General features: G+C 68.4%; 16 protein-coding genes. 9 read left to right on the top strand and 7 right to left on the bottom strand.

Translation table 11 applies throughout. The annotated features are described in order from the left end of the window. Positions 1 to 211, bottom strand: a 211-nt coding sequence (locus D0C15_RS20965; RefSeq protein WP_162830175.1) for a hypothetical protein, incomplete at its 3' end; no start/stop codon positions are given. Between the two features lie 133 nt (positions 212 to 344). Beyond that, entirely contained in the window at positions 345 to 1,004 is a 660-nt protein-coding gene (locus tag D0C15_RS20960) for a hypothetical protein (RefSeq protein ID WP_245976063.1), read from the bottom strand. Positions 1,005 to 1,179: 175 nt separating this feature from the next. Here D0C15_RS20960 and D0C15_RS35125 point away from each other — a divergent pair, with 175 nt between their 5' ends. After that, positions 1,180 to 1,482, top strand: coding sequence for a hypothetical protein (locus D0C15_RS35125; protein WP_116048168.1), 303 nt, complete (start codon positions 1,180 to 1,182; stop codon positions 1,480 to 1,482). Here D0C15_RS35125 and D0C15_RS20950 read toward each other — a convergent pair. From D0C15_RS20950 to mrf, 4 genes are read right to left on the bottom strand one after another with little or no spacing between them, the layout of a single operon-like run. After that, positions 1,467 to 2,630: a GTP-binding protein gene (locus tag D0C15_RS20950; RefSeq protein ID WP_116048165.1), complete on the bottom strand. Its 1,164-nt coding sequence runs from the start codon at positions 2,628 to 2,630 to the stop codon at positions 1,467 to 1,469. The two genes, D0C15_RS35125 and D0C15_RS20950, sit on opposite strands and share 16 nt — an antisense overlap. After that, positions 2,627 to 2,791, bottom strand: coding sequence for a 50S ribosomal protein L32 (gene rpmF / locus D0C15_RS20945; RefSeq protein WP_116048163.1), 165 nt, complete (start codon positions 2,789 to 2,791; stop codon positions 2,627 to 2,629). The genes D0C15_RS20950 and rpmF overlap by 4 nt, the downstream gene beginning before the upstream one ends. After that, positions 2,791 to 3,057, bottom strand: coding sequence for a type B 50S ribosomal protein L31 (locus D0C15_RS20940; protein WP_116048160.1), 267 nt, complete (start codon positions 3,055 to 3,057; stop codon positions 2,791 to 2,793). The genes rpmF and D0C15_RS20940 overlap by 1 nt, the downstream gene beginning before the upstream one ends. Continuing rightward, a complete protein-coding gene (gene mrf / locus D0C15_RS20935; RefSeq protein WP_116048158.1) occupies positions 3,054 to 4,307 on the bottom strand; it encodes a ribosome hibernation factor-recruiting GTPase MRF in 1,254 nt (417 codons plus the stop codon). The genes D0C15_RS20940 and mrf overlap by 4 nt, the downstream gene beginning before the upstream one ends. A 96-nt stretch (positions 4,308 to 4,403) precedes the next feature. Here mrf and rpmB point away from each other — a divergent pair, with 96 nt between their 5' ends. The 6 genes from rpmB to cobA are packed head-to-tail and all read left to right on the top strand — an operon-like array spanning position 4,404 to position 7,112. Continuing rightward, a complete protein-coding gene (rpmB, locus tag D0C15_RS20930) occupies positions 4,404 to 4,640 on the top strand; it encodes a 50S ribosomal protein L28 (protein ID WP_116048156.1) in 237 nt (78 codons plus the stop codon). Further along, a complete protein-coding gene (gene rpmG / locus D0C15_RS20925) occupies positions 4,641 to 4,808 on the top strand; it encodes a 50S ribosomal protein L33 (RefSeq protein ID WP_091677214.1) in 168 nt (55 codons plus the stop codon). Beyond that, positions 4,808 to 5,113, top strand: coding sequence for a 30S ribosomal protein S14 (rpsN, locus tag D0C15_RS20920; protein WP_116048154.1), 306 nt, complete (start codon positions 4,808 to 4,810; stop codon positions 5,111 to 5,113). The genes rpmG and rpsN overlap by 1 nt, the downstream gene beginning before the upstream one ends. Positions 5,114 to 5,124: 11 nt before the next feature. Then, positions 5,125 to 5,367, top strand: a complete 243-nt coding sequence (gene rpsR, locus D0C15_RS20915; protein WP_211323279.1) for a 30S ribosomal protein S18 — start codon at positions 5,125 to 5,127, stop codon at positions 5,365 to 5,367. A 37-nt stretch (positions 5,368 to 5,404) separates the two neighbouring features. Further along, positions 5,405 to 5,809, top strand: coding sequence for an ankyrin repeat domain-containing protein (locus tag D0C15_RS20910; protein WP_116048150.1), 405 nt, complete (start codon positions 5,405 to 5,407; stop codon positions 5,807 to 5,809). Between the two features lie 37 nt (positions 5,810 to 5,846). Then, positions 5,847 to 7,112 carry a uroporphyrinogen-III C-methyltransferase gene (cobA, locus tag D0C15_RS20905; RefSeq protein ID WP_116048148.1) on the top strand — a complete coding sequence of 422 codons (1,266 nt, stop codon included), beginning with the start codon at positions 5,847 to 5,849 and terminating at the stop codon, positions 7,110 to 7,112. On the opposite strand, the gene D0C15_RS20900 is transcribed toward cobA, so the two are convergent. Next, positions 7,087 to 7,968 carry an alpha/beta fold hydrolase gene (locus D0C15_RS20900; protein ID WP_116048146.1) on the bottom strand — a complete coding sequence of 294 codons (882 nt, stop codon included), beginning with the start codon at positions 7,966 to 7,968 and terminating at the stop codon, positions 7,087 to 7,089. The two genes, cobA and D0C15_RS20900, sit on opposite strands and share 26 nt — an antisense overlap. Positions 7,969 to 8,172: 204 nt before the next feature. Between D0C15_RS20900 and D0C15_RS20895 the strand changes: the two genes are divergently transcribed. After that, a complete protein-coding gene (locus D0C15_RS20895; protein ID WP_116048217.1) occupies positions 8,173 to 9,015 on the top strand; it encodes a crotonase/enoyl-CoA hydratase family protein in 843 nt (280 codons plus the stop codon). 333 nt (positions 9,016 to 9,348) lie between these two features. Next, entirely contained in the window at positions 9,349 to 9,540 is a 192-nt protein-coding gene (locus tag D0C15_RS20890; protein ID WP_116048215.1) for a hypothetical protein, read from the top strand. Positions 9,541 to 9,570 lie beyond the last annotated feature (30 nt).

Raw genomic sequence — 9,570 nt, 5'->3', positions numbered from 1 at the left:
CCTCCGCGGCATCCGCGCGGGCTCGTAACCGCCGGGCGGCGGCCACCGCCTCGACGGCACCGTCGTCGTCCAGCGCGGCGACGTCCTCGGCAGTCCGGGTCAGTAGCCGGTGATCGGCCCACTGCTGTTCCGTGACTGCAGCCGGGCGCGCGAGACCGGCGGGCGGGAACCAGGTCCTCGCCACGCTGCTGACCTCTACGAATGCCGTCACATCCCAAGTCTATCGAACAAACGTTCGACAATGGTGGTGCGGTTAGCGAACCACCCGAAAGAGAATCTGCCAACCGACAGTGAGCATTTATCGGCAGGACCACATATACGAACGGCGCGTTCGGCGCGGTCGGTCAGGATTCAGGTTCGTGCCACGGGAAGCCGTCCGGGACGGCGGCGGCCCGGGCGAGTAGCTCCGCGTCCTGATGGCCGTGGACATCGTGCGGGAAGGGAAATTCGTCCGGGTGGACGGTGAGCTTGGCGACCGGCCGAACAGGCACCGGGCTGGCGGCCTGAGCCGACCGGATTTCTCCGGTCGCGGGTTCCAGATCGAACGTGGCAGATGGCAGCAGGTACACCGTTCCGGTTCGCCATGGTTGTCGCTTCAAGGCGGGCGAGCTGATCGAGAAGTGGTATCTCACCTCGTCTCCGGCCCGAACACATCCGTTGCACATCGACAACGGCATGCTGTCGCGGTTCAGGATCGCGTAGAACATCGGCCAGATACCGTCGGTCGCGGCGAATACTGCGAGTCGGCTGCCGAAGTCGGTCAGGTCCGGGGGTTGACGGGGTATGAATTCGGTGATGCCGGGGTTGCCTGAGCCGTGCAGCACGAAGTCCGCTCGGTCGGCGGCGTGGCAGAGAAATTGCCATTTCGGCACTTCGAGGCGGTAATCAATGGGCCGTTCAGGGTCAGCCATAAGCGCTCCGTCGAGGAGCTCGTCGAACCGCTCGCGTAGTGCAGCCGACGTCGACGCGGGTGGCCGGTGCAGCCAATAGTCGGGCAGGGTCACAGTGCAGAGCCTAGCTGCGAGTAGCTCCGCGCCGCGCCGGTTTCGTGTGTTCCACATGGTCACCGAAGCGTGCGGCCACAGTAGACCGGCTCCCACAAACCCGGCCGCACCCATGCGCGAACCCGCATGGGTGAGTACTCCTGCCCGCTCGCCGGCCCGGTGTTAGCTTCCGGCCATGACCTCAGCCACCACACACCAGCAGCACACCGGCCACGACCACGCCCACGGCGAAGGGTGCGGGCACGTGGCGGTTCCGCACGGCGACCACGTCGACTACGTCCATGACGGGCATCTGCACCGGGCGCATGACGGTCACGTCGACGAGTGCGAGCCGTCCGGACACTCCACACACGACGGTCACGACCACGCCCATGGCGAAGGGTGCGGGCACGTGGCGGTACCCCATGGAGACCATATCGATTACGTCCACGACGGGCACCGCCACGCGTCACATGGTGACCACTACGACGAGCACTGAGCCCGCGCGCCGAGCGTTTCGGCGTGGTCATGGACGTGTACGACGTCCCAGTCCGGGAACGGATCCGGTGTTCCACTCCAGTCCATTCCGGACTCTGCCTCGGTGAGCAGGCAGCCGTCGAGCTCCGCCCGCAGCGCGGGGGCGTCGAGCCGCGTCCCGATGAAGACCAACTCCTGGAGGCTGGTCCCGCCGGCGCCCTGTGGCTCGAACCTCGCCACCGAACCCGCCTGTGACCACAGCCCGGTCACCGACGGCCGCGTCGCCAGGGTGAAGAACCCCTTCGAACGCAGGACGGTGCCGAACTCACCGGAGTCGAGGCGGGTCGTCACGAACTCCCACAGCCTGTCCGGGTGGAAATAACGCCCGTCGCGGAAGACCAGGCTGGAAATGCCGTACTCCTCGGTTTCCGGCACGTGGTCGCCGTTCAGTTCGGCGACCCAGCCCGCGGCCTCCTGTGCCCGCAGGACGTCATACCGGCCCGTCCCGAGCAGACGGTCCTGTGAGACCCGCCCGAACGTGCTGTGCACCACGTCCGCCGCCGGGTTCAGCCTCCGCAGTGTCGCGGTCAGCCGATCCAGTTCGGCCGCGCCGATCAGGTCGGTCTTGTTCACCACCAGCACATCGGCGAACTCGATCTGGTCCATCAGCAGGTCGCTGACCGTCCGCTCGTCCCCGTCGTACTGGTCGAGCCCGCGCTCGATTAGTGCGTCTCCCGTGGCGAGTTCGGTGCCGAAGTTCGCCGCGTCCACGATCGTCACCATCGTGTCGAGCCGTGCCTGCGGTAGCAGGACGGTGCCGTCGTCCCCGGCGAAGGAGAACGTCGCCGCGACCGGCATTGGTTCGGAGATCCCGCTCGACTCGATGAGCAGGTAGTCGAACCGGTCCTGCTCGCACAGCCGGGCGACCTCGGCGAGCAGATCGTCCCGAAGGGTGCAGCAGATGCAGCCGTTGGTGAGTTCGACCAGCCGCTCCTCGGTCCGCGACAGCTCGCTGCCGTCGCGGACCAGAGCGGCGTCGATGTTGATCTCGCTCATGTCATTGACGATGACCGCCACACGCAGGCCCTCCCGGCCGGCGAGCACCTCGTTCAGCACCGTGGTCTTACCCGCGCCGAGAAACCCGGACAGGACCGTGACGGGCAGGGTCACCGGTCCCGCTCGAACCGGTGGAAGTGCTTGATCAGCGACCTCGGTACGAGCTTGCGTTCGCCGTCGACGGTGATCGGCACCAGATCCGGGGCCGCCGCCTTCCACTGGGAACGGCGGGACCGGGTGTTGCTGCGCGACATCTTGCGCTTGGGAACGGCCATCAGTCGCCGCCTCCCCGGCCGGCGCGCTGCCCGTAGCGGCGGTGGAACTTCTCGACCTGTCCCGCGGTGTCCATGATCCGCCGTGCGCCGGTCCAGAAAGGATGCGACGCCGAGCTGACGTCGACCTGGACGAGCGGATAGGTGTTGCCGTCCTCCCATTCGATCGAGCGCTGCGAGGTGATGGTGGACCGGGTGAGGAAGGCGTCTCCCGTCGAGGAGTCCTGGAACACCACTGGGTGGTAGTCGGGATGGATGCCGGGTTTCATCGGTTCTCGTCCTTTCGTTGTTGTGCACTGACGTCGTTTCGTTCCGGGGAGATCTCGGTGTCGTCGCACGGTTCCTCGTGCCAGGAACCGAAGGGGTCCGGGTAGTGCCGCCAGGCCGCGCGGCCCTCGGCGAGCTCGGCGTCGGTGAGCAGGGCACCGCGCAGCGCCGTCTCGATCTCCTCCGGTGTCGTCTGGTGGGTGAGCACGACGAGCTCCTGCGCCCGGTCACCGAACTCGGGATCCCAGCGCAGGGAGGCCAACGTCCTGCGCTCGGGGGACACCTCGTCCCAGGCGGGCCCGTCCGGGGAGTCCAGCCACGGACCGGCATGCCCGATACCGAGCCCGCCGCCCGCCGACTCGATCCAGAAGGCGACGTCGGGCTGGCTGGCGACCCATGCCCTGCCCCTGGTCCGGACGACGCCGTCGAGCAGCACGTCGATGGCGTCGTGCAGCCGGTCCGGATGGAACGGACGGCGCGCGGTGAAAGTGAGTAGCTCGATCCCGCAGTCGGCGATCAGTGGCGGTTCGCCGGTGAGCAGGGGTCCGTGCATATCGGTGACCTCGCCGCGCCGGGCCGCGGCGGGCACGGCGGCGCGCAGTGCCGCAGGTTCGAGGCCGGCCAGTTCGGCCCTGCCGGCGGCGGGGGCGACGCGGTCGAGCACCGCGCCGGTTTTCGCGTCGCTCCATGCGTCGGCCGCGCTGCCGGTGAGTACCAGGAGGTCGGCGAACTCGACCTGGGCGAGCGCGACCTGGGCGACCGTCCGCTCGTCCTCGGGGCTGGCGCGCAGCCCGCGTTCCTCCAGGGTGTCCTCGCCCGTGGCGTCGGCGAGCCACGTGCTCCGGTCGACCGTGGTCACCACCGCCTCGAGGTCGACGTCGTCAATCACCGGATGGTCGCCGACCAGCACGTTGTGCAGTGCCCAGCTCACCGGTTCTGGCTCCATAGCCTCGTCGAGGCGGACCACGATCCGCTCGACCTCGGGCATCCGGCTGAGCCTGCGCAGCAGGGGGAGCAGGTCCTCCCGAAGGGTGCAGGAAACGCAGCCGTGGGCGAGTTCGAGGGCACTGAGCTGATCCCGGGCACCGAGTTGCAGCCTGCGCCGGACCACTCCGGAGCAGATGTGGCGCAAGTCGTGGTGCACCACCGCCGTGCCGGGTTCACGGGCGCGGAGGGTGTCCGCGAGCTGCGAACCCGGCCCGGGGGAGAGGCCGCTGATGAGCAGGAGTGGCACACGGGAACGTTCTGACACGAGAGCTCCACTGGACCCGAATGGGTCATCGATCGCTGGTACGGACTGCTGTGTACAGTAGATGAAAATGAGAATCAATACCAATTAGGAGGGCGCGTGTCAGCCGTGTGCCAGGTCACCGGTCGCAAGCCGGGTTACGGCAAACAGGTATCGCACTCGCACAAGCGGACTTCGCGGCGCTGGGAGCCGAACCTGCAGACCCGCAGGTACTGGGTGCCCAGCGAGGGCCGCCATGTCCGGTTGCGCGTGTCGGTGAAAGGAATGAAGACGATCGACAAACGCGGAATCGACGCTGTCGTGGCGGACCTGCGTAACCGGGGGGTGAAGGTCTAGATGGCCCGTGGCAACGACATTCGCCCGATCATCAAGCTCCGATCCACCGCCGGAACGGGCTTCACCTACGTGACCAGGAAGAACCGTCGCAACGACCCGGACCGGATGGTGCTGCGCAAGTACGACCCGGTGGTCCGCCGGCATGTCGAGTTCAAGGAGGACCGCTGATGGCGAAGAAGTCCAAGATCGCCAAGAACGAGCAGCGCAAGGTCGTCGTCGCCCGTTATGCGCAGCGCAGGGCCGAGTTGAAGAGGGTGATCTCCGCCCCGTCAGCCAGTGCGGCGGAGAAGTCGGCCGCGGTGTCCGCACTGCAGGCAATGCCTCGCGACTCCAGCCCGACCAGGGTCCGGAACAGGGATGCGGCAGATGGCCGCCCGCGCGGCTATTTCCGGCAGTTCGGGCTTTCCCGCGTGCGACTGCGGGAGATGGCGCACAACGGTGAGCTGCCCGGCGTCACCAAGTCGAGCTGGTGAGGAGGCAAAGCGTGGCGAAGATCAACCGGGAACGGCCCGGCAAGCGTAAGCGCAACCTACTGGCGGCCGAGCGGGTCGAGCAGGTCGATTGGAAGGACGCCGACCTGCTTCGCAAGTTCATCTCGGACCGGGGCAAGATCCGGGCGCGGCGGGTGACCGGATTGACCCCCCAGCAGCAGAAACAGGTCGCCGTGGCGATCAAGAACGCGCGTGAGATGGCCCTGCTTCCCTATCCGAACGGCAGCCGCGGGTAGGGCACAGGGTGCCTGCCCATCGTGCGAAAATGGCGGTATGACGGAGACCGCGCCGGCCCAGGAACCCGACCCCGAGCTGCTCCAACTGTGGTCGAAGGTCTTCGGTTTCGCTCGTACGGGTGAGACAGCGACTCTGGCCGCGTACGTCGATGCGGGGATCTCGGCGAACCTCACCAACGACAAGGGGGACACCCTGGTGATGCTCGCCGCATATCACGGTCACGCGGAGACGGTGGCCGCGCTGCTGGAGCGCGGGGCCGACCCCGGCCGGCTCAACGACCGGGGACAGAGTCCCCTGGCCGGCGCGGTCTTCAAAAACGAGCCAGACGTGGTGAAGGTGCTGGTCAAGGCCGGTGCCGACGCCGAGGCGGGTACGCCGTCGGCGATCGAGACCGCGCGGATGTTCGACAACGCCGAGATGCTGGCGTTGCTGCAACCCTGATCGAAAGCCGGGTTGGGCGGGGCGGCATGCTTGCGGCATGGCTGCTCCACCAGACCCCCACTACCTCGTCGGACTCGACCTCGCCGGACGCAGGGTCGTCGTGATCGGTGGCGGCACCGTCGCCCAGCGGCGGCTGCCAAGACTGGTCAGCGCTGGTGCCGAGGTGCACCTCATTTCGCCGGAGACGACCCCCTCGGTAAGCGGAATGGCCGACGCGGGGGAGATCACCCTGGTGGAACGCGCATACCGCGATGGTGACCTCGACGGAGCCTGGTACGCCCTCGCCTGCACCGATGATCCCGAGGTCAACGCGGCCGTCTGTGCCGAGGCCGAGCGGGCACGGGTGTTCTGTGTCCGGGCGGACGCGGGTATCGAGGGCAGCGCGGTCACCCCGGCCAGCGGGGGACACGACGGCCTGCTGGTCGGCGTGCTCTCCGGGGGCACCCCGCGCCGCTCGGCCGCGGTCCGCGATGGGCTGCTCGACGCGCTGCGGGTCGGCACCGTGGCCGATCCCGGCGAGAACCTGGACGACGGCGGCGAGCCCGCCGGGGTGGCGCTGGTCGGCGGCGGGCCCGGCGATCCGGAGCTGATCACCGTGCGCGGCCGGCGGCTGCTGGCGCGCGCCGACGTGGTCGTTGCCGACCGGCTCGGCCCGCGCGACCTGCTCGTCGAGCTGGCGCCGCACGTGGAGGTCGTGGACGCCGCGAAGATCCCCTACGGCAGGGCGGCCAGCCAGGACGTGATCAACAGCACGCTCATCGAGCGGGCGAAGGCAGGCAAGTTCGTCGTCCGGCTCAAGGGCGGTGACCCCTACGTCTTCGGCAGGGGGTTCGAGGAGGTGCTGGCCTGCGCCGAGGCTGGCGTGCCGGTGCGGATCGTGCCGGGCATCACCAGCGCCTTCGCGGTGCCCGCCGTCGCCGATGTCCCGGTGACGCACCGGGGGGTCGCGCACGAGGTCGTGGTCGTCTCCGGGCATGTGCCGCCGGGGCACGAGAAGTCATTGGTGGACTGGGACGCGCTCGGCAGGCTGCGCGGCACGCTGGTGCTGATGATGGGCGTCGAGCGCATCGCCCAGTTCGCCGAAGCCCTGATCGAGGGCGGCAGGCCGGGTACGACACCCGTCGCGATCATTCAGGACGGCACGATGCGCGCCCAGCGTGTGCTCCGGTCGACGCTCGAGGCCGTCGCGGAGGATGCCGCGCGGGCAGGCATTCGGCCGCCCGCGGTCACCGTGATCGGGCCGGTTGCCGCAATCGCGCCGGAATCGGACCTCCCGCTCACTGATCGCAGCAGCGCCGGATGAACTCGGTGATGGACTCGGTGAGCCTGCGTGGGTCCAGCCGCAGCTCGATCGGACTGCGGGCCTCGACGAACTCCGCGTCGGGCAGGTCGGCAGCCAGCGTGTCCGCGTCGCCGAACGGGTGGATGGGATCGCGCTGGTGCCCGACCACCAGTGCGGGAACCCGGATCGTCCTGCGCACGGACTTCGGCGGCGCGATCCGCCCGAACAGCACCCCGTGGATGAGCGCGGCCATCGAGCTCGGTTCCTGATCCAGGGTGTCGGTGACGACGTCGACCCACTGGTTGCCGTGCGGTACCCGGTGGGCCAGCGCAGCGACCGCCTGTACGGAGATCGGGACGAATCGGGCGGCGAACAGCAACGGGGCGAAGGTGAGCAGGCCGGCCACGATGGCGTTGTCCAATACCGGCATCTCGACGACGATTCCCCTTGTGCGCTCGGGCGCACGCACCGCAACCTCCAGTGCCACATTCGCGCCCAGCGAGGTCCCGCCGACCACGGCCTGCGCCACCCCGAGATGGTCGAGCAGGCCGAGCGTCTGCTCCGCGAAAGCGGGCATCGAGTACTGCCAGGACTCACCCGGCCGGTCGGAGTCGCCGTGGCCGAGCAGATCGAGCGTCACGACCCGGTAGCCGGCACGGGCGAGCGACCGGGCCAGCGGGGCGTGCATCTTGCGGGTGAACATGATGCCGTGGGTGAGCACGACCACATGTTCACCGCCGCCGTACTCGGTGTACGCGAGCCGATGGCCCTCGTGGACGAACGTTCCAGCGAGCTCGATCGGCTGGGAGCGGCGCGACAGCGGCGTGCTCGTGCCGGATGGTTCGGGGTGGGCGGTCGCGGCAGCGGACGAAACCATGGTCGCGAGGTCCTTCCGTCTTCGTGCGGTCGCGTGCGGCCCGGAGATCCGCCGCGATCCCGGCGGTGAGCCCTGCACAGTGTCGCAAGACCCACCGACGCTGCTCGCTCGATCCGGGACAGATCACGTATCGCTCGCGCAACGGTTGCGCTGCGCGACACACTGGCTGGCAGTGTGCCAACGAGATGGTCCATCATGACGCGCATGACGCATACCGCCGACGTCCCTGACAATCTCGTCTCGCTGGAGGTGCAGCGCTCCGGGCAGGTGGCCGAGGTGACGCTGCTCGGCCCCGCGAAGGGCAACGCGATGGGCCCGGACTTCTGGCGGGAACTGCCGCTGGTCTTCCGGGCACTCGACGCCGACCCGGAGGTCAGGGCGATCGTGCTGACCGGCAGTGGGAAGCACTTCTCCTACGGTCTCGACCTGCCCGCGATGTTGCCGTCCTGGTCGGAGTACCTGGGCGGGGACGCCCTTGCCGGGCCGAGGACGGCCTTCCTCAGGGAGATCCGGTCGTTGCAGGACTCGGTGAGCTCCCTGGCAGAGATCACCACGCCGGTGATCGCCGCGGTCTCCGGTTGGTGCATCGGTGGCGGGATCGATGTCATCAGCGCCGCCGACATCCGGCTGGCCAGCGCGGACGCCAAGTTCAGCGTGCGCGAGGTCAGGGTGGCGATCGTCGCCGACCTGGGCAGCCTGCAGCGGCTGGGAGCCATCGTCGGTGAGGGGCACCTAAGGGAGCTGGCACTGACCGGCAAGGACATCGACGCCCGGCGTGCCGAGCGGATCGGACTGGTCAATGACGTCTATCCGGACCAGGAGTCGATGCTGGAGGCCGCGCGGGCGATGGCGGCGGAGATCGCCAAGAACCCGCCCCTGGTCGTACGTGGTGTGAAGGACGTGTTGTCGGAGAACCACCGCGCCCAGGTCGAGGCCGGTCTGCGGTATGTGTCCACCTGGAACGCGGCGTTCCTGCCGAGTAAGGACCTCGGTGAGGCCGTACAGGCGTTCATGGAGCGCAGGGACGCGAACTTCGCCGGGGAGTAGACACCGGCGATAGTCACTTTCTGTAACCATTACTCTCGGTATGTCCAATTCATCCACATTGGACTCGCAAGGGTTGTTCGTCCGGGTCGCATTGAGCGACCGGGTGAATCCAGCCCTTGGCGGTTAACAAATCCGGCTCCCGAACCGAATGTTTAGATGAGCGTCCGCCGCGGCAGTCTGGTGCTAGCGCGGGGTCACCGCGTGGACGCGATTCCTCTGGAGTCAACACTGAGAGCGATGAGTACCGAAACTGATTCGGCCGACGACGTCTCGCTATCGAGGCGGCAGGGCGTCAAGCAACAGAACCGGACTGAAACTGGGCCAGCATCAGCGCTGGGCGCCCGCACGGCGGGCGGTCCGCCGACCACGCCCTGCACCGTGGTGTGGAGCGACGGTCGGCCGTATGTTCTCGAAGGCGGATCGGGCCGCCCACGCTGGATGGGTACCGACGGACACGGCAGGCCGCAGGCCCTGACCGGCGCGCAGTTGCAGCGGCGCGGCTGGAGCTACCGCCGCGCGAGCTGACGCCGGGGACGCTGCGGCTACGGTAAGTCC

The organism is Amycolatopsis palatopharyngis, from assembly GCF_003385185.1.
GTDB lineage: Bacteria > Actinomycetota > Actinomycetes > Mycobacteriales > Pseudonocardiaceae > Amycolatopsis > Amycolatopsis palatopharyngis.
The sequence above is the reverse complement of the archived record's forward strand: the minus strand, read 5'-3'. Positions and strand labels throughout refer to the sequence as shown.

Bases quoted from the DNA above. Each gene is read 5' to 3' on its own strand.
- D0C15_RS35125 (WP_116048168.1), top strand. From the start codon at position 1,180: ATGACCTCAGCCACCACACACCAGCAGCACACCGGCCACGACCACGCC.
- rpmF (WP_116048163.1), bottom strand. From the start codon at position 2,791: ATGGCCGTTCCCAAGCGCAAGATGTCGCGCAGCAACACCCGGTCCCGC.
- D0C15_RS20940 (WP_116048160.1), bottom strand. From the start codon at position 3,057: ATGAAACCCGGCATCCATCCCGACTACCACCCAGTGGTGTTCCAGGAC.
- rpmG (WP_091677214.1), top strand. From the start codon at position 4,641: ATGGCCCGTGGCAACGACATTCGCCCGATCATCAAGCTCCGATCCACC.
- rpsN (WP_116048154.1), top strand. From the start codon at position 4,808: ATGGCGAAGAAGTCCAAGATCGCCAAGAACGAGCAGCGCAAGGTCGTC.
- D0C15_RS20910 (WP_116048150.1), top strand. From the start codon at position 5,405: ATGACGGAGACCGCGCCGGCCCAGGAACCCGACCCCGAGCTGCTCCAA.
- cobA (WP_116048148.1), top strand. From the start codon at position 5,847: ATGGCTGCTCCACCAGACCCCCACTACCTCGTCGGACTCGACCTCGCC.
- D0C15_RS20900 (WP_116048146.1), bottom strand. From the start codon at position 7,968: ATGGTTTCGTCCGCTGCCGCGACCGCCCACCCCGAACCATCCGGCACG.
- D0C15_RS20895 (WP_116048217.1), top strand. From the start codon at position 8,173: ATGACGCATACCGCCGACGTCCCTGACAATCTCGTCTCGCTGGAGGTG.